Below are 17,921 nucleotides of genomic sequence, written 5' to 3'. Positions count from 1 at the left end.
ATTACTGTTTATCTCGTTTTATGAGATTTAAGTGATTTTATTTACGTCAGAAGGGCTGCCGAGATTGCGTTTTTCTCTCACTGAGGTAGTGTTGCGCCAGCGTTTGGCGCTCCTGCGGGATGTCTGGTCTACGCCGGAACGAAGCACGCGCCCTCCCCCCGTCTTTAGGAACGAAATGAGCAGCCTGAGCAAATTGCTGAGTGTCCTGGACCTGTTCGGTCCACAGACATTGAAGATCGACCCCGACACCATTGCCGAGCGCATGGGCCTGTCACGTGCGACCGTGTACCGCTACGTCAAGGATTTGTGCGACGCCGGCCTGCTGACCCGCGTGGACGCCGGCAGTTATGGCTTGGGGCCGCGAGTCATCGAACTGGACTGGATGATGCGTCAGTACGACCCGATCCTCCTTGCCGGGCGCGAGTTGATGCACGAGCTGTCCGCGCAAACCGGCCTGGCCGTGTTTGCGAGCGTTTTTTATGACGGTCGCATCATCAACACCTACATCGCCGAACCCACCGACACTTACCTCTTTGCGTTCGGGCGCGGGCAACCGCTGCCGTTCTTTCGCGGCGCGCAATCCAAGGTGTTGATCGCCTTTCAGAAAGGTCGCCGTTTGCAACGCTTGTTCGACGAGCACATGGCCAACGACCCGGACTGCCCTTATGACTGGCCGAGCTTCTCCAAGGCTGCGAAAAAGATTCGCAAGGACGGTTACTGCCTCACCCATGATGAACTCAACCTGGGCTTGACCGGCATCGCCGCGCCCATCATCCAGCCGGACATCGACGAAGTGGTTGGCAGCCTGTCCGCCGTCGGCAGCACGCAGAGCTTCAAGCTGCTGCGCCAGGAAACAGTGATCGAAATGGTCATGGATACCACTCGGCGCATCGCCGAAAACATGCGCAATCAGTCGAACACCACCGCACCCTAGCCTATGGATAAGCCGCCGGTCCCTTGCCGTGGACGCGGCGGATATGCGGTCAGAACGGAACAGCCACCGACAATTGGCTGTACACGTTGGTGCCATTGCCGCCGACTTGATTGCCACCCGTGGTTGAGTCCTGATCGGGTTTGTAGAGGCCAATCAGCGGGGTAATGATCAAGTGCGGGTTGACTGCCCATTCGGCGTAGATATCCAGCTCACGGGCATTGAGATTCAGCGCATTACTTTTACGCACCGTGTCGAAATCGAAGTACAGCGCGCCCAAGGTCAGGTTTTCCAGCGGCGTTGCCTTCAGTCCGACGTGCTGAATGCTGGTATTGCTGTTGAACGGCCCGGCGTAGTTGCCGGCGACTTCGCCCTGAAACCAGGTGCCGTAGCCCATGCTCAGGCCAGTGAACAGCGGATCCCATTTCTGTGAATAGCGGGTATAGCGATAGGTCAACTTGGGCGCCCAGGCGGTATCGGCGAAGGTGTAGCCCGCTTCGCCGTACCAGGCTTTCTCCGGCCCGGCGTCCTTGTCCTGCCAGGCGTATTCGAATGCCAGGCTGACGTTCTTGATGCCCGCATCGCCTTCACCGCGAACGCTGTAGACGTTCATGCCTTTGCGCTGGCGTTGAAAGTCGCTGGCCCATTGATCGCTTACGTCGATGCCGTGTATCCATGTCAACCCGATCGTACCCGGCTGGGTGGTGTAATCCAGCGTGCCGGCGGCCAGTTCGGTTTCGGCCTGGACACGGTTGTCGGACTTGAGCCACACCAGGCTGCCGTGCAGGCCATCTTGCCCACCCAGGCGCAAAAGCGCGGTTTGATCGAACGCATGCCGTGCAGCCAGGTAATAAGCGCCCCCACGGTTCATCTTGCCATCGGCCGGGCCCTTGCCCAGGTTCAGTCCGTCATCGTTGATCAGGAACCCTCGGCCCAGCTTGACCACCTGGCGCCCGCCAGAAATATCAACCCCGTCCTTGCCCAACGCAGGGAACAGGTCGCCGGAGCGCCAGCCCAGGTAGGCGTCTTCGATCTTTGTTGTGCGCTCGGTCCCCAGGGAATTGCCGCCCGGGTCGCCGTCGCCCCAGGTGGCGGAGCTGACCAGGGCGAACGCCCCATACGCGGTGCCATTGCCTGCCAGGGACTGGTCGCCACTCAAGCCGTATTTGATAAAACCTTCGCGCCAGGTAGATCCCCCGGGCGTGCCGTCGTAGTTCTTGCGACTGTTGAACTGGCCGAACACGGCGATCATGTCTGCGTTGAGGTGCCGGCTCTCATCACTGTACAACTCATAGGCCTGGGCCTGATTGATGGCGCATAGCACCAATGTGCACACAAGCGTGCTACCGAACACGGAATGACGTGATGGATTGCGCATGGCTCAAGCTCCTTGTGGTGCGCCTTTAAAAGGCAGTCTTAGGTATTGGCGAGACATCGGTGCAGCAGCGCGGCACCGATTTCGCGGGGGAACTAGCAGCAGGTGGCGAGCGCCGCTTCGAGCGCAGAAACAATCAGGCCAGCCTCGTCGGACGTCAGGGTCAACGGCGGCGAGAGGATGATCTTGTTACCTATCGGACGCACCAGCACGCCGGCACGCCGCATTTCGTCAGCGATCCGCAACGGCTGGCCGTCTGCGGGGTTGAGCGGTTGGCGCGTGGTTTTGTCGGCGACCAGGTCCAAGGCAATCATCAAGCCCTTGCCGCGCACTTCGCCCACGGCGTCATAACGCTCGGTCAACGGTGCGAGTTGCTTCAGCAATTGCGCGCCGACTCTGGCGGCGTTGCCCGGCAGATCCTCGGCTTCGACGATATCGAGTACCGCCAGGGCGGCCGCGCACGCGGTCGGGTGACCGCTGTAGGTGTAGCCATGCATGATCACGCTGCTGAAGCCCGGGCCGTGCTCGATCCCATCGACGATGCGTTGGTTGAACAGCGTGGCACCCATCGGGATATAACCGGCAGTGATGCCTTTGGCCAGGCACAGGATGTCCGGCGCGACGCCCCAGCCGCGACTGCCGAGCATGCAGCCCGTGCGGCCGAAGCCGGTCACCACTTCGTCGGCGATCAACAGAATGCCGTGGCGATCACACACCTCTCGCAGGCGCGGCCAGTAATCGGCTGGCGGTACGATCACCCCGCCTGCGCCTTGCACCGGCTCGGCGATCAATGCCGCAATGGTCTGCGCCCCCAGCAATGCGATCTGATCCTCCAGCTGACGAATACAGTGCGCGGTCAGCGCTTCGGGATCGCGGCAATCCCAGGGATTGCGGTACAACCAGGGCGTGTCGAGCAAATGGCAGCCGGCCAACAGTTGGCCGTGGTTGTAGTGGTAAACGCCATTGCCTCCCACCGATGTGCCGCCCATGTGCACACCGTGATAACCGTTACGCAGAGACAGGAAACGCGTACGTCCCGGATCGCCGCTGGCGATCCAGTATTGGCGCGCCATTTTCAGCGCGGTTTCCACCGCATCGGAGCCGCCGGAACTGAACAGCACCCGTGTCATGCGCTCCTGGGCAAACATGGTGGTCAACCGTTCGGCCAGATCAAACACCCGAGGGTGGGCAATGCCGTCGAAGGTCTGGTAATACGCCAGCTCGTCCAGCTGCGCGGCGATGGCAGCCTTGACGCTGGCGCGGTTGTGCCCAATGTTGACGTTCCACAGCCCGCCCACACCATCGAGCATGCGATGGCCATCGATGTCGGTGATGTAGTTGCCGTCACCACGGGCGATGATCAACGTTTTGGAGCGTTGCTCCGGGGCGCTGGAACTCATGGGGTGCCAGAATTTCTTCTCGGCGGTCTTGTATTTTTCGTACATGATCAAGTGCCTTATTCAGTATCACGTTTGCGGACAAACAGCAGTTGCTGGCCAGTGAACTCCAGCAGCCCCTCAAGGCCGAACTCGACGCCAAACCCGGACATCTTGCTGCCGCCAAACGGCGTGTTCGGCTGGATCTGCGCGTGGCAGTTGACCCAGGCAACGCCGCTTTCCAGGCGGCTGGCCAGTGCCTGGGCCTGCTCCACGTCCGGTCCCCAGACCGATCCGCCCAGCCCCATGTCACCGGCATTGGCGCGCCGCAGCACATCCTCGACATCCTGGTATGCGATCAAGGGCAACACGGGACCGAACTGTTCCTCGTCGACCAGACGCTGGCCATCTGTCACGTCCGCGACCAGGGTGGGTGGATAAAAGAAGCCGGGGCGATCCAGACGCGCGCCGCCGCACAGCACGCGCGCGCCTTGTGCCCGTGCGTCGGCGACTAGCGCGTCGACATGTTCCAATTGCTCAAGGTTTTGCACCGGGCCAAAGGTGACGCCAGCTTCCAGGCCATCGCCCACCACTTGGCGCTTCGCAATCAGAGTCAGCGCATCAGCAAAGGCCTGGTACTGCGATTCGTGGATATACAGGCGCTTGAGGGCCGCGCAGGTCTGGCCCATGTTGAGAAACGCCGCCTGGAAAATCTCCTCGACCACCGCCTCAATCGGCGTACCTGGCAGAACGATTGCCGCGTCGTTACCGCCCAGCTCCAGGGTCAGGCGCTTGAGGTTGTTGGCGGCGCCGCGCATGACGCTTTGTCCGGTGGAGGTCGAGCCGGTGAACACAATCTTCTGAATGCCAGTGTGCGAAGTGATTGCGCTGCCGAAACCTTGCTCGCCCGTCAGGCAATTGATCACGCCGTGAGGCACATGGCGGGCGATGATCTCCACCAGGCGCAAGGTGCTCAGCGGGGTCAGGCTCGACGGTTTGCTGATCACACAGTTACCGGCTCGCAGCGCCGGCATGATGTGCCACACAGCGATCATGAACGGCCAGTTCCACGGTGTAATCGACGCCACCACACCCAAAGGCTTGCGATGCAACTCGATCCGCTGAGTGGGGGTTTCTTCCACCAGCTCCACGGCAATCTCCTGACCGGCCGCATAGCGGGTCCATGCGGCGGAACCCATGACTTCGGAAAACGCCAGTTCCAGCGGTTTGCCTTGTTCCAGCACAATCAGCCGGGCCAGTGACTCGGCCTCCCGCTCGATATCCGCCGCAACCGCCAACAGGCGCTCGCAACGGTCTGCGTGGGTGCTGTGTCGCCAGCTTTTGAACGCCGCCTGCGCGGCGTAGACCGCCAGGTCGAGTTGCGCCAGCGAGCCGGCGGGGCATTGGGCGAATGCAGCACCGGTGGCCGGGTTGATCACGTCAAACTGACCCTTGTCACCGGCAACCTGAACACCATCGATGAGCATCTTGTAGTTGTGCATTTGAAACCTTCCTTTCACACACTGACGAGCCATGCCGGGCAACGGCAGGCTGGTATTGTCTGGTTAGTCGAGCCGTAACGAGTGCGGCCTTAAAGCTTGTGGCTGCCCAAGGCGTGAAACCGTTGCGGGGAGATCTTTCGCAAGCGCGCGGCGAGCATGACGCCGATGATCAGGGCCGCGGGAATGATGGCGCAGAGTCCGTAGGACAACAGTTGGCTGGCCCCGGTCAGCACGTCGAAGTGCACCACCGCCAGCACCAGCACCAGCACTAATGCCAGGGAGGAGAAAACAGGCAGGATGCGCCCGCGCCAGATCCCGACGTTAAGCTCGGGATGACGCTGAAAGTAGACGCAGACCGCTACCGACGTCAGCGCCATCAGCAAAATGACGCAGAGGGTGGCGAGGTTGGAGAACCAGGCGAACAGTTGCAGGATCGGGTCCGCATCCAATGCCGCGAAAATCAGTACCACCACTGCGGCAATCAGGCTCTGCAACACCGAGCCCATATGGGGGCTCTGATGCACGCGGTGAGTGGTGCCCAACAGACTGTGCAGCAAGCCGTCACGGCCGATCGCGTAAAAGTAACGCGCCGCGGCGTTATGAAACGCCAGCAGGCCGGCATAGATACTGACCATGAACAGCACCCGGATAATCTGAGTCAGATAGGGGCCGACAAAGTGATCGGACATGCCGTAGATAAACGTCGTCGGGTCCTGCAAGGCCTGCAGCATCGGCACGATCTTGTCCGCGCCCACGCCCACTACCATCGACCACACCGACAGCGCGTAGAACCCGCCGATCAGCAACACCGAGCTGTAGGTGGCAATCGGAATGGTACGTTTGGGGTTTATGGCTTCTTCACCGTAAATGGTGGTGGCCTCGAAGCCGATGAATGCCGCGAAGCAAAACAGCAGGCCGATGGACGGGGTACCGCCGAGCACATGGGTACGATCAAACGCATCAAGGTTGATGCCGCTGTCGCCACCGGATTTGAGGATGGCAAAATCCAGGATCAGGATCGCCAGGTATTCGGCGATTACCACCACTGACAGCACCCGCGCCGACAGGTCGATCTTGCGATAGCCCAGAATCGCGATGCTCGCCATCGCCATCAGCGAGTAGGACCACCACGGCAACACCAGGCCGAAGACACTTTCCATGGTGCCACTGACGACCCCACCGAACATGCCATACAAGCCGACCTGAAGAATGTTATAGGCAAACATCGCCAACACCCCGGCCGCGCCGCCTGCCAGGCCACCCAAACCACGTGAGGTGAACGCATAAAAACCGCCGGCATTGGTCAGGTGCCGGGACATGGTGGTGTAACCCACCGAGAACGCGAGCAGCACCAGCAACGCCAGGATCAGCAATGCCGGCGTGCCGGCGCCATTGCCCAGCATGATGCCAATCGGGAAGCCACCAGCGATCACACTTAAAGGGCTCGCCGCCGACACCACGAAAAAGATGATGAACCCGACGCCCAGGGCGCCACGCTTGAGCTCCGTGGAGCTGTTGATCGAGATAGGTACACTCATGTTGTTGACCTTATTGTATGAGGCAGTCGCTGTTGGGGTGGCCCGATTGAATTCCATCGGCACCGATTAGCGTTTTGTTTGAGTTGCGCGCTGAATTCGATCCTATGCCCGCCCTTGAACCGCTCGCTATCCCAAATCGGTAGCATCCGAGGCGCCGCCCCAAAACAGGTCAATGCGTCACCGGCAATCCGGCAGTCCTTGCCGATTCGGGATAACTGCCAGGCCGCTCCCTCCCGCATGCTAGCGTCACCCGCTCTATACCCAGATGCCGGCACCGATAATAAAAGCGAGGGCCAGGTCCACAGCCCATCGCAGCCAAAGCCCTCTGCAGGAAGCCTCAGTCATGCGTTTAGCTCATCTCACTATCCAATGGCGGATCACACTCCTGAGCGGACTGTGCCTGCTGGCTGTCGTCGGCGCGCTGGTAGGCGCCTCGGTGTACCAGAACCAACAAAGTGCAAAATTGCTGAAGGAGCAGAGCAGTCACCTGCTCGGACAAGCCGCCGTGGAGCGCTTGCAAGCCCAGGCCGTTGCTCATGGCCAACACGTCGAACGCTTTTTCAACGAAACGGCGCTGTATGGCGAAGGGTTCGCGCAACAGGTTCTGCAACTGCGCGATCAAACGCTCAATGGACGCCTCACGGCTGCGCAATTGCGCGAAGCGCTGATCAGCGTGACCCGTCAGACACTGCTCAAACGCGAAAAAGTGCTCGGCCTGTACGTCATACTTCTGCCTGACGCATTGGCGAGCGCAGACGCCGCTTTCGTCGGGCAACGCGCACTGGCGAGCAACGAAAAAGGCCGTTTTGCGCTGTATTGGTCACAGAGCCAGCCGGGACAACTGGTCCAGGATGTGCTCACCGAGGCGCAAATCTTCACCGACACGGCGCCACCCGGCAGCGAACCGACAAACGTCTGGTACACCTGCCCTCAAGCTCAAAAGCGCACTTGCGTGGTGGAGCCCTACACCAGTGAGGTGGAAGGCCAGAAAGTCCTGATGAGCAGCGTTTCTATCCCTCTGATCGCCAACGGCAAGGTCCTCGGCGTGGTCGGCATGGACATTGGCCTCGACACTCTGCAAAAGCTGGCTGCCGACCTCGGCCAGGACCTGTATCAAGGCAACAGCGAAGTCGCCATTGTGTCGCCCACCGGCCAGGTGGCAGGACGCAGCGGCGAAGTCTCCGGGGCCACCCTCGATATACGCCAGGCTCTGCAAACCGTGCCAGGCAATCCACTCTGGCAACTGGAGATCAAGGTTCCCCAAGACCTGGTGCAGGCTTCCGCTCGGCAAATGCAAAGCGAACTGGACGACAAAAGCCACCAGGCCAACTGGCTCAACCTTTGCCTGGGGGTACTGGCCAGCTGCCTCGGCATGGTACTGATCTGGCTGGCCGCCTACGGGGTGACACGCCCACTGCTGAAGGTGGCGAGTCTGCTTGATGCCATCGTCGATGGCGATGGTGACCTCACCCAACGCCTGCCCGCCGGGCGACGCGACGAATTGGGCCAATTGGCCAATGGGTTCAACCGTTTTCTGGACAAGTTGCAGCCGATTATTCGCGACATTCAAACCGCCTCCCTGGATACCCGCAACAGCGCCAATACCTCGTCGGGGATTGCCCGGGAAGTCAGCGCAGGGATGCAACGCCAGTACCGCGAAGTGGAGCTGGCCGCGACCGCTCTGCACGAAATGAGTGCCAGTGCCCAGGAAGTGGCGCGCCACTCCCACGGTGCCGCCGACGCAGCGACAGCCGCCGAAAGCGCGAGCCGATCAGGTCAAGCTGTGTTCTCCATCGCCGAAAGCAGCATCGAAAGCCTTGATCAGCGCCTGGACACCACCCTTAAGCAAGTGCATGCCCTCGCCAATAGCAGCACCCAGATCGGCCAGGTGCTGGACGTCATCAGCACCATCGCGCAGCAGACCAACTTGCTGGCGTTGAATGCGGCTATCGAAGCGGCCAGAGCGGGCGAACAGGGGCGCGGCTTCGCGGTGGTGGCCGATGAAGTCAGGCACCTGGCCAGCAACACCCAGAGCTCGGTCGAACAGGTCCGCACGGTGATAGAGACGTTGCAGCAGTTGAGCCAGGAGGTGGTGCACAGCACTCAACTGAGCCGTGAGCAAGCCGGCAGCAGCGTGATTCAGGTGCAACAGACCCGTACGGCGCTGGAGAATATTTCCCAGGCCGTGGATGTGATCGAACAGATGAATCAACAGATCGCCAGCGCAGCCCTGGAGCAAAGCACGGTCGTGGAAGATATCAGCCATCGGGTCAGTGACATTCGCAGCATCAGCGAAACACTGACCAAACGGATGAGCGATGCCTCAACGGCCAGTGACTCACTCCATGAAATGGCCAACCATCAGCAGCAGCTTGTAGGCCACTTCCGTGTGTAAAGGGGCTCGGCCGGCTATCTGACAGCTGCCTGCCGGTGCTGAAATCCTGAATGGATTGCAGTTGCCGGCTTCCTACCCTCCATTATCGAGCCCCACCCATGATTCCCCCGCGACGCTGGCTGATCCTGGCCATTATTTCCAGCGCTTTGCTGCTGATCGTCATTGATATGACGGTGTTGTACACCGCGCTGCCGACACTGACCCGTGAGCTCAATGCCTCCGCTTCTCAAAAGCTCTGGATCATCAACATCTATGCATTGATCGCTGCCGGGCTGCTACTGGGCATGGGCACACTCGGTGACCGCCTCGGGCACAAACGCCTGTTTATCGGCGGACTGAGCGTGTTTGGTCTGTTCTCGCTGATCGCGGCCTTCTCGCCATCGGCCAGCGTATTGATCGGTGCCCGCGGCTTTCTGGCCGTCGGCGCGGCGATGATGATGCCGGCTACGCTGGCCATCGTCCGGATAACGTTCGCCGACCCGCGCGAGCAGGCCATGGCTTTCGGCATCTGGGCATCGGTTGCTTCAGGGGGCGCTGCGTTCGGCCCGGTGGTGGGCGGCCTGCTGCTGGAGCATTTCTGGTGGGGCTCGGTTTTTTTGATCAACGTGCCTATTGTGCTGGTGGCACTGGTCCTCGGCGCGGTGTTGATCCCGAATCACCCGGGGGATGCCAAAAAACGATGGGACTGGCTGGGTTCGCTGCAGGTCATGATCGGGCTGATCAGCCTGGCGTATGCCGTCAAGGAACTCGGTAAACGGGCGCCCTCCTTCGACGGCATGTTGGTGGCGGTCGTCCTGGGTGCGCTATTCCTGACGCTGTTCATTCGGCGCCAACGCCGTGCCGCACAGCCGATGCTCGATCTGGCACTGTTCACTGCACCGGGCTTCAGAAATGCCGTCATTGCAGCAGTCGTGTCGGCCGCTGCATTGATCGGCATGGAACTGGTGTTCAGCCAGCGCTTGCAGCTGGTGCTCGGCATGTCGCCGCTGGAGGCGGCATTGTTCATCCTTCCTCTGCCACTGGGCTCCTTCGTCGCAGGGCCGCTTGCCGGTTATTACCTGCCGCGCCTGGGAAACCGGCGGATGCTGTTCTGGACGTTGCTGCTGTCGTCAGCCGCGATGCTGAGCTATCTCTTGCTGCACAACGCTGCGGTTTACCTGCAAATCGCCAGCCTTGCCCTGTTGGGCTTGACGATTGGCGCGGCACTGACCGTTTCGTCCAGCACCATCATGCTCAGCGTGCCCGCCGATAAAGCCGGCATGGCCGCCTCCATCGAGGAAGTGTCCTTTGAACTGGGCGGTGCTGTGGGTGTGACGCTGGCGGGCAGTCTGTTATCGGCGATTTATGCGTATTCGGCGGGCCTGATGATTCCGTCATGGCTGACCCTGACCCCCGCGACATTCGAGAGTCTCGACGACGCACTGGTCGTCGCCGAGACGTTGTCACCCGAAGGCCGCGCGATGCTGAGCGCATTCGCCCGTGCGGCGTTCGATGCAGGCTTTGTTGCCGTGCTGGCAGCGTCGGCAGTCCTGCTGTTGATCGCATCGCTGCTGGTCAAGTTGAGCCGACAGCCGCAGCCGCACGAGGGCGCAGACCATCCTTGGTAAGCGTTGAACGGTTCTGCGTGGGGCCTTAAAGCTTGTGGCTACCCAATGCCCGGTACCGCTCCGGCGACGCCTTGCGAAGTCGAGCCGCCAGGAACACACCCCCCAGCAAGGCTGCGGGAATGATGGCGCAGAGGCTGTATGACAAGGCCAGGCTGGCGCCCGTCAGTACATCGAAATGCACCACCGCGAGTACCAGGACCGCCAATAGGGCAACACAAGAGAAACCGGGGAATATCCGCCCACGCCAGATCCCCACCTTGAGTTCGGGGTGACGCCGGAAAAAGAAGATGACCGCTGCGGAAGTGAGCGCCATCAACAAAATCACGCACAGCGTGGCCAGGTTGGACAGCCAGGCAAACAGCTGCAGGATCGGATCGGCATCCATGGCGGCGAAAATCAGTACCACCACTGCCGAGATAAGGCTCTGCAACGCCGACCCCATATGAGGACTCTGGTGCACGCGATGGGTCGTACCCAAGCGGTGCGGCAACAGGCCGTCACGCCCAATCGCGTAGAAATAACGGGCCGCGGCGTTATGAAACGCCAGCAGGCCGGCATAGATACTGACCATGAACAGCACCCGGATAATCTGAGTCAGATACGGGCCGACAAAGTGGTCGGACATGCCATAGATAAACGTCGTCGGGTCCTGCAAGGCTTGCAGCATCGGCACGATTTTGTCCGCCCCTACGCCCACTACCATCGACCATACCGACAGTGCGTAGAAACCACCGATCAGCAACACCGAGCAGTAGGTGGCAATCGGGATGGTTCGCTGCGGGTTCTTGGCCTCTTCGCCGTAAATAGTCGTCGCCTCGAAGCCGATAAATGCCGCGAAGCAGAACAGCAAGCCGATGGACGGTGTGCCGCTGAACACATGACTGCGATCAAACGCATCAAGGTTGATGCCGCTGTCGCCACCGGATTTGAGGATGGCAAAATCCAGAATCAGGATCGCCAGGTACTCGGCGATCACCATCACCGACAGTAGCCGGGCCGACAGGTCGATCTTGCGATACCCCAGAATCGCAATGCTCGCCATCGCCATCAGTGAGTAAGACCACCACGGCAACACCAGTGCGAACATGCTTTCCATGGTGCCACTGACGACCCCACCGAACATGCCATACAACCCGACCTGGAGAATGTTATAGGCAAACATCGCCAACACCCCGGCCGCCCCGCCTGCCAGGCCACCCAAACCCCGGGAGGTGAACGCATAAAAACCGCCGGCATTGGTCAGGTGCCGGGACATGGTGGTGTAGCCCACTGAAAACGCCAGCAGCACCAGCAACGCCAGGATCAGCAACGCCGGCGTGCCGGCACCGTTACCCAGCATGATGCCAATCGGGAAGCCACCGGCGATGACACTTAACGGGCTCGCCGCCGACACCACGAAAAAGATGATGAAACCAACACCCAGGGCACCACGCTTCAACTCCGTCGAACTGTTGATCGGGATAGATACACTCATGTTCTTGACCTTATTGTATGAGGCAGTCGCTGTAGGATCGGTGCAGCAAGCCGTTCACCGTCACCGATAGAGCTTGTCGTTTTTGTCGCACGCTGGATTCGATCCTATGCCTCACCATGAACGCCCCGGTATCCCAAATCGGTAACCTGTTACGCCATCACCTGAACGGCGCCATCCGCCCCCCTGACCTCACTGCGAAGCGAGACGCGTCGTCAGTTCCGACGCCGCGCCGGTCACCAAGTCGCACAGATAGCGCTGCTGAAACGCACCGAACCGCTCACTACGCCCCACCAGGGTCATGCTCCCGAGGACGCGCTGCTTTTCGTCGAAGATCGGCGCCGCGACGCCACTGCGTCCCGGGTGCAGTTCGCTTTCGCTGATGCAGTAGCCCTGTTTGCGGATGGCGAGCAGGCTCTTGATGAACGGCTTCCACTCCAGTCCCAGATGCTGCAATTCGGATGGGTTCACGTGAGCGTCGTAGACGCGTCGGATTTGGCGCGGTAGCAGATAAGCCATTACGACCCGGGAGGTCGCGCTGTGGAAAAGATCGATCGACCGCCCCCTGCCGCTACCAACCGGTCCGGCATCGGAGCCACGATGGATCAGCACGTTGACCACGGAGTCGCCATGCCACTCGCTGACCAGCGCGTCCAGGCCGGTGTCGGCGACCAGGTTGTCGACCAGGTCCCGGCTGCATGCCAACAACGGATCGTAGTTCGTCATCAGATGCTCCAGCGTGACGATTCGCGGGCCGAGCGCATAACCGCGCGGCAATCGCTTCAAAAAGCCCGCGTCGCCGAGTTCGCGCAGATAACGATAGGCGGTGGCGGGTGTGTAGCCGAGCTCCCGGCAAATGATGTCCACATCGATGACCGGTTGTTCCGGGCGGAACAGGTCGAAGACCATGAGCAGACGGCGCAGGCTATTCATCTTTCTCTACATCCTTGTGAAGCCGACAGTCACCTCGCCACTGCTTTCAGCGGGCGGGTGTTCAGGCATGAGCGCAACCGGTGATGGCAGCGCGGGGGGTATGGGATGGCAACTCTGCGAACAGCTCCTGATACTCCGCCGCAAAATGGCTGAGGTGAAAGAAGCCCCATTGGGCAGCGGCATCGCCGATCGAGAGAGACGACGCGCGGGTGGACATCAAGGTCCGGCGTACACCGTTGAGCCTCACAGAGCGCAAGTAATTCAGCGGCGTCGTCTCGGCAACCGAGCGAAAGCTGTTCTGCACGGTGCGCCGACTGACCTGGAGTCGCTGGCACAACTCGATCACGCTGGGCACGTCGATCATCTCTGCGGTCGCCAGACGGTGGCATTTCTCGACAATGAAGCTGCGCGTGGAGCTTGCGGAGCGTTGTTGCTTGTCGCAGGCCGGGTCGGTCATGAGTTGCAGCAACTCGCCGAGCATCGCCTGCTCCAGCGCCAACTCCCGTTCCCGGTCTAGCGTGCTGTCGAGTTCTTCGTACACCAGGGCCTGGGAGAACATCGCCAGCAATCGGCGACGAGCGTCTGCAAAGCGCGGGGTGGAAACCCTGATCACCGGTTGACGCAGCAACCGGCTGACCTCCTTCGCCGAAGCCGTTTGCGCCAACGCCTGTTCGAACAATTCACGTTCGAAGGTGATCGACAGCAGCTCCATGCCCATCGGCATATGGAACATGAACTCCTCGCCACCGTGAAGAAAGAACAGACTGCTATCGTCCGCCTCCCGCCCCTGCATCCGAATCGAACCCGGGGTGGTGATCGGCACGGCAAAGCACATCTTGCCTCGGGGAGCCACGCCGTGCTGCACGACACGCTGGTTGATCTGCTCGAGAAAGACGTGGACACCCGCCGTCGACAACTGCATCAGCGAACTCTCGGTCGAGCCTGCCGTTAGCTGACTGTAGTCCTGGTTCCACTCCTGGACGGTAGCCGCATGGACATGGACGTCGCTGAAATGGCTGATAGTCTGATTTTTCATGATGTCGAAAGCCTCTGCCAATATTCTTGTTTTTAGATCGCCTTCCTATGCGATATTCGCACATAGTGAGAATTATGCACAATTCTTTATGAGATTTTAAATTCACTGGAAGGTGCGCTCAGGGCGGTCCATCCATGTGCCAATTCGGGCTACCGGCCACAGACTCGTCGCGGAGATGATCAGCACACTTAAATCGACATTCAGAGAGAACGTCATGAGTGAAGCCAAACTTGAATCCCTGCACTTCGCGGATGCCCCGCTGATTACCTCCAGCACACTTCCCGGCCCCAAAACCCGCGAGGCCCTGGCGTTGTCGGCGCGTACCGAATCCATGGCGCGCGGCGGCGGACGCATGCCCATCGCCATGGACCGTGCCTTCGGCGCTACTTTCAAGGACCCCGATGGCAACACCTACATCGACCTGTCCGCCGGCGTGGGCGTCAGCAGCGTAGGCCGCTGCCACCCAAAAGTGGTGCAGGCGATCCGCGAACAGTCCGAAGTGCTGATGCATGCCCTGGAAATCAACAGTACCCGGCGCACCGAACTGGCGGCCAAGCTCTCCGAGATCGCGCCCGACGGCTTGCGTGGCGACTGCATCACCTTCTTCACGCAAAGCGGCAGCGATGCGCTTGAAGCCGCCATCAAGTTCGCCAAACGCATCACCGGGCGGCACCAGATCATCGCCTTCCATGGTGGCTACCACGGCGTGTGGAACGCCTCGGGTTCCCTGACGACAGGCACGGCCTACCGCAAGGGCTTCGGTGCCCAGATGGGTGGGGTCATTCACGCCCCCTACCCTTATGCCTACCGTTTCCCTTTCGACACCACTCACAAAAGCGCCGAGCAGATCGCCGGCGAGTACGTGGACTACCTGTTGAACACCCCCTACACCGCCGCCGATGACGTGGCCGCCGTCATCGTGGAACCGGTGCAGGGCGAAGGCGGCTACGTGCCCCCCTCGCCAGAATTCCTCCAGCTGTTGCGCAAGGCATGCGACCGCAGCGGTACGCTGCTGATCGTCGATGAAGTGCAATCCGGCGCAGGACGCACCGGCAAGATGTGGGCGGTCGAGCACTCGGGCGTGAAGCCAGACATGCTCACTTTCGGCAAAGGCATCGGCAGCGACCTGCCAATGGCGGGCCTGATCATGCGTTCAGACCTGGCGGCCGCGATTCCTGACGGATCGATGCCCAACACCTTTGCCGCCAACTCGTTGTCCGCGGCGGTGGCGCTGACCAACATCAGCATCCTGCAGGACCCGGAGCTCGATCTGCTCAACCGCGCGCACACGCTGGGGTTGGAGGCGCAGGAACGTATCCGTGGCTTCAACAGCCCGTTCGTCGCTGAAGTCCGCGGCCGCGGCCTGATGATCGGTATCGAACTGGTCGAAGACCCGGCCACCAAGGCCCCCCTGGCGCCCGAAAAAATCGGTCAGCTCATGGGCTACCTGATGAACCACGGCGTGCTGATGATTCCCTGCGGTCGCTACAGCAACGTGATGCGAGTCATGCCGTCGCTGACGATTTCACGCTCGCTGTTCTTCAAGGCACTGGACATCTTCGGCGATGCCCTGGCCTCCCTCGAGGCGTGACCCGACCACTCCACATCACTCATGGACCCCAAAATGACTGAGCACTTGAATCACTTCATCGAAGGCGCGTCCCTCGAAGCCTCCGACGGCCGTCGCATAAACCTCGTCAACCCCGTGACAGAACAGGTGTACGGCAGCTCCGCACAGGGCACGACTGAGGACGTGGACCGCGCAGTGGCGGCCGCGCATCGCCAACTTGAGGGTGGCGCCTGGAGCCAGCTCGACGGCGCCCAGCGCGGCCGATTGCTGTCAAAACTCGCTGACCTGGTTGAACGCGACACCGAATTGCTGGCCGATATGGATGCCAACGCCATCGGTCGCTCACCCATCGAACCGCGCCGGATGGACTTGCCCAACGCGATCGCCAACCTGCGTGCCGCCGCCGGCTGGGCCAACCAGCTTGAGGGGCGCACCATTCCCACCGGTGGCTACTTCGGCACCAAGACCCTTTCGTACACGGTACGCGAGCCAGTGGGTGTGGTCGGCGCCATCGTTCCCTGGAATTCGCCGTTGATGATCACCGTCTGGAAGCTCGCCGCTTTGCTGGCGGCAGGCTGCACCGTGGTCATCAAACCTTCGGAAGAGACGCCGCAGTCTGCCCTGCACCTGGCGGTGCTGGCTCAGGAAGCGGGCTTCCCTGACGGCGTGATCAACGTGGTCACCGGCTACGGCAATGAGGTGGGTCGCGCCTTGTGCGAACACCCGCTCGTTGCCAAGATCAGCTTCACCGGCAGCCCCGAGGCCGGACGCGAAATCCAGCGCACCGCCGGTGTGCTGTTCAAGCGCGTGGCATTGGAACTGGGCGGCAAGAGCCCACAGATTGTCTTCGACGATGCTTCTTTCGAAGACGCGCTGCGCGGGTGTGCGCTCGGCCTGTTCGCCAACCAGGGCCAGGTCTGTGCAGCCGGCTCGCGCATCCTGGTCCACCGCAGCATCGCAGATCGCTTCGGCGCAGCGCTGGCCGATGCCGCGCAGGCAGTCAACGTGGGCGACCCTCGCCAGCCCGGTGTACAGATGGGACCGGTGGCCAAGAAAGCGCAATTCGATCGCGTTAACCGATACATCCAACTGGGTATCGACCAAGGCGCCTCGCTACTGGCCGGCGGTGTATCGACGCCTGAACGCGGCTGGTTTGTCCGGCCGACGATCTTCACCAACGCCAACAACACCATGGCGATCGCCCAAGACGAAATCTTCGGGCCCGTCGGCACGCTGATCACGTTCGACAGCGAAGAGGAAGCTATCGCACTGGCCAACGACTCCTCCTACGGCCTGGCGGCCACGATCTGGACGACCGACCTGGTGCGAGCGCACCGCGTAGCCGCTGCGGTGAAGGCCGGTGCCGTGGGTATCAACTGCTGGAGTCCGCTGGACGCCAACCTGCCCTGGGGCGGCGTAAAGACCAGCGGTATCGGCCGTGAAGGCGGGTTTGCCGGCGCGGTGGCCTACACCGAAGAGAAAGTCATCACCGTGCTGCTGCCTTCCTGAGCACGATCCCTGTCCTGACCGAATCACCCTCCGGCCTCTGTGTCGCGAGGGTGACCGTTCAAAAGTGCATCCCTGATGCCGTTGATAATCAATGGAGAGACTACGATGAACCCGATAGAACAACAAACAACCGATCGGTATCCGACGTCCCTGCGAATTTTGCACTGGGTACGCGCCGTGCTCATCGCAGGCCTCCTCTGGGCAGGCTGGCATATGACCGGTCTGAATGACGAAGTGGCGAGCAAGTACGAGCTCTATTACCCGTGGCACAAATCCTTTGGACTGTTGATGTTTCTGGTTGTCCTGACTCAGATTGCCCTGCGTTTTCGGACCCCCGTGCTTCCGCAGCCGCTGGAAACACTGGCGAGCTATGAAAGGTTCCTGTCAAGGCTTACGCAGCGTGTCATGTATGCGCTTGTGGTGATCGTGCCGTTGATGGGGTACTCAATGTCGAGCACCTACACGATGAGTGACGGGGTGTTCTTTTTTGGGGTCAACCTGCCGGAGCTCCTTCCGAAAAATGACGATTGGTTCGCCGTCTTCCAATGGCTGCACAAAGTGCTCGCCTACACCCTGCTCGGATTGATTCTGTTGCATGTCGTGGGCGCTCTGAAACACCGGTTTTTCGACCGAGACCCTCGTAACGATGTCCTGCGCCGCATGCTGTGACGGGGTGAG

The 17,921-nt window shown here is 60.8% G+C and carries 13 protein-coding genes and 1 pseudogene; 7 read left to right on the top strand and 7 right to left on the bottom strand.

Annotated features, from left to right (window positions below; all coding sequences use genetic code 11):
* The first annotated feature begins 175 nt into the window (after positions 1–175).
* On the top strand, positions 176–934 hold the full coding sequence (locus ABH912_RS03375) for an IclR family transcriptional regulator (RefSeq protein ID WP_033062017.1): 759 nt from the start codon (positions 176–178) through the stop codon (positions 932–934).
* 49 nt (positions 935–983) lie between these two features.
* Here the strand turns inward: ABH912_RS03375 and ABH912_RS03370 are convergent, their stop codons facing one another.
* From ABH912_RS03370 to ABH912_RS03355, 4 genes are all read right to left on the bottom strand, one after another.
* Positions 984–2,309: a hypothetical protein gene (locus ABH912_RS03370; RefSeq protein WP_050482896.1), complete on the bottom strand. Its 1,326-nt coding sequence runs from the start codon at positions 2,307–2,309 to the stop codon at positions 984–986.
* A 92-nt stretch (positions 2,310–2,401) separates the two neighbouring features.
* Positions 2,402–3,751, bottom strand: coding sequence for an aminotransferase class III-fold pyridoxal phosphate-dependent enzyme (locus tag ABH912_RS03365; protein WP_033062016.1), 1,350 nt, complete (start codon positions 3,749–3,751; stop codon positions 2,402–2,404).
* 11 nt (positions 3,752–3,762) lie between these two features.
* Positions 3,763–5,184, bottom strand: a complete 1,422-nt coding sequence (locus ABH912_RS03360) for an aldehyde dehydrogenase family protein (RefSeq protein WP_429509613.1) — start codon at positions 5,182–5,184, stop codon at positions 3,763–3,765.
* Positions 5,185–5,273: 89 nt separating this feature from the next.
* The gene (locus tag ABH912_RS03355; protein WP_033062014.1) at positions 5,274–6,722 is read right to left on the bottom strand and encodes an APC family permease; all 1,449 of its coding nucleotides are present in this window, start codon (positions 6,720–6,722) and stop codon (positions 5,274–5,276) included.
* Positions 6,723–6,987: 265 nt separating this feature from the next.
* On the opposite strand from ABH912_RS03355, the pseudogene ABH912_RS03350 reads away from it, so the two are divergent.
* From ABH912_RS03350 to ABH912_RS03340, 3 genes and pseudogenes are all read left to right on the top strand, one after another.
* A pseudogene (locus ABH912_RS03350) lies at positions 6,988–8,259 on the top strand (HAMP domain-containing protein); the annotation flags it as partial.
* A 102-nt stretch (positions 8,260–8,361) separates the two neighbouring features.
* A complete protein-coding gene (locus ABH912_RS03345) occupies positions 8,362–9,117 on the top strand; it encodes a methyl-accepting chemotaxis protein (protein ID WP_429513022.1) in 756 nt (251 codons plus the stop codon).
* Positions 9,118–9,215: 98 nt separating this feature from the next.
* A complete protein-coding gene (locus ABH912_RS03340) occupies positions 9,216–10,724 on the top strand; it encodes an MFS transporter (RefSeq protein WP_429509612.1) in 1,509 nt (502 codons plus the stop codon).
* A gap of 25 nt (positions 10,725–10,749) precedes the next feature.
* Here ABH912_RS03340 and ABH912_RS03335 read toward each other — a convergent pair whose 3' ends face one another.
* From ABH912_RS03335 to ABH912_RS03325, 3 genes are all read right to left on the bottom strand, one after another.
* Complete coding sequence (locus tag ABH912_RS03335; RefSeq protein ID WP_033062011.1) at positions 10,750–12,198, bottom strand: APC family permease; 1,449 nt, start codon at positions 12,196–12,198, stop codon at positions 10,750–10,752.
* 189 nt (positions 12,199–12,387) lie between these two features.
* Positions 12,388–13,128 carry an IclR family transcriptional regulator gene (locus ABH912_RS03330; protein ID WP_033062009.1) on the bottom strand — a complete coding sequence of 247 codons (741 nt, stop codon included), beginning with the start codon at positions 13,126–13,128 and terminating at the stop codon, positions 12,388–12,390.
* A gap of 61 nt (positions 13,129–13,189) precedes the next feature.
* Positions 13,190–14,164: a helix-turn-helix domain-containing protein gene (locus tag ABH912_RS03325; protein ID WP_033062008.1), complete on the bottom strand. Its 975-nt coding sequence runs from the start codon at positions 14,162–14,164 to the stop codon at positions 13,190–13,192.
* A 214-nt stretch (positions 14,165–14,378) separates the two neighbouring features.
* Between ABH912_RS03325 and ABH912_RS03320 the strand changes: the two genes are divergently transcribed.
* The 3 genes from ABH912_RS03320 to ABH912_RS03310 all read left to right on the top strand — a co-directional run bounded on the left by ABH912_RS03320 (position 14,379) and on the right by ABH912_RS03310 (position 17,912).
* Positions 14,379–15,755, top strand: coding sequence for an aspartate aminotransferase family protein (locus ABH912_RS03320; protein WP_033062007.1), 1,377 nt, complete (start codon positions 14,379–14,381; stop codon positions 15,753–15,755).
* 33 nt (positions 15,756–15,788) lie between these two features.
* Complete coding sequence (locus tag ABH912_RS03315) at positions 15,789–17,243, top strand: aldehyde dehydrogenase family protein (protein ID WP_033062006.1); 1,455 nt, start codon at positions 15,789–15,791, stop codon at positions 17,241–17,243.
* Positions 17,244–17,348: 105 nt separating this feature from the next.
* Complete coding sequence (locus tag ABH912_RS03310; protein ID WP_033062004.1) at positions 17,349–17,912, top strand: cytochrome b; 564 nt, start codon at positions 17,349–17,351, stop codon at positions 17,910–17,912.
* The last annotated feature ends 9 nt before the right edge of the window (positions 17,913–17,921 follow it).

Source organism: Pseudomonas sp. BT76 TE3572 (assembly GCF_050435365.1).
Lineage (GTDB): Bacteria > Pseudomonadota > Gammaproteobacteria > Pseudomonadales > Pseudomonadaceae > Aquipseudomonas > Aquipseudomonas fluorescens_W.
Note: the sequence above shows the minus strand (reverse complement) of the source record. Positions and strands in the feature narration are given on the sequence as shown.

What these genes read in the sequence shown, in the direction of transcription:
- ABH912_RS03375 (WP_033062017.1), top strand. Translation starts at nt 176, where the DNA reads ATGAGCAGCCTGAGCAAATTGCTGAGTGTCCTGGACCTGTTCGGTCCA.
- ABH912_RS03370 (WP_050482896.1), bottom strand. Translation starts at nt 2,309, where the DNA reads ATGCGCAATCCATCACGTCATTCCGTGTTCGGTAGCACGCTTGTGTGC.
- ABH912_RS03365 (WP_033062016.1), bottom strand. Translation starts at nt 3,751, where the DNA reads ATGTACGAAAAATACAAGACCGCCGAGAAGAAATTCTGGCACCCCATG.
- ABH912_RS03360 (WP_429509613.1), bottom strand. Translation starts at nt 5,184, where the DNA reads ATGCACAACTACAAGATGCTCATCGATGGTGTTCAGGTTGCCGGTGAC.
- ABH912_RS03355 (WP_033062014.1), bottom strand. Translation starts at nt 6,722, where the DNA reads ATGAGTGTACCTATCTCGATCAACAGCTCCACGGAGCTCAAGCGTGGC.
- ABH912_RS03345 (WP_429513022.1), top strand. Translation starts at nt 8,362, where the DNA reads ATGCAACGCCAGTACCGCGAAGTGGAGCTGGCCGCGACCGCTCTGCAC.
- ABH912_RS03340 (WP_429509612.1), top strand. Translation starts at nt 9,216, where the DNA reads ATGATTCCCCCGCGACGCTGGCTGATCCTGGCCATTATTTCCAGCGCT.
- ABH912_RS03335 (WP_033062011.1), bottom strand. Translation starts at nt 12,198, where the DNA reads ATGAGTGTATCTATCCCGATCAACAGTTCGACGGAGTTGAAGCGTGGT.
- ABH912_RS03330 (WP_033062009.1), bottom strand. Translation starts at nt 13,128, where the DNA reads ATGAATAGCCTGCGCCGTCTGCTCATGGTCTTCGACCTGTTCCGCCCG.
- ABH912_RS03325 (WP_033062008.1), bottom strand. Translation starts at nt 14,164, where the DNA reads ATGAAAAATCAGACTATCAGCCATTTCAGCGACGTCCATGTCCATGCG.
- ABH912_RS03320 (WP_033062007.1), top strand. Translation starts at nt 14,379, where the DNA reads ATGAGTGAAGCCAAACTTGAATCCCTGCACTTCGCGGATGCCCCGCTG.
- ABH912_RS03315 (WP_033062006.1), top strand. Translation starts at nt 15,789, where the DNA reads ATGACTGAGCACTTGAATCACTTCATCGAAGGCGCGTCCCTCGAAGCC.
- ABH912_RS03310 (WP_033062004.1), top strand. Translation starts at nt 17,349, where the DNA reads ATGAACCCGATAGAACAACAAACAACCGATCGGTATCCGACGTCCCTG.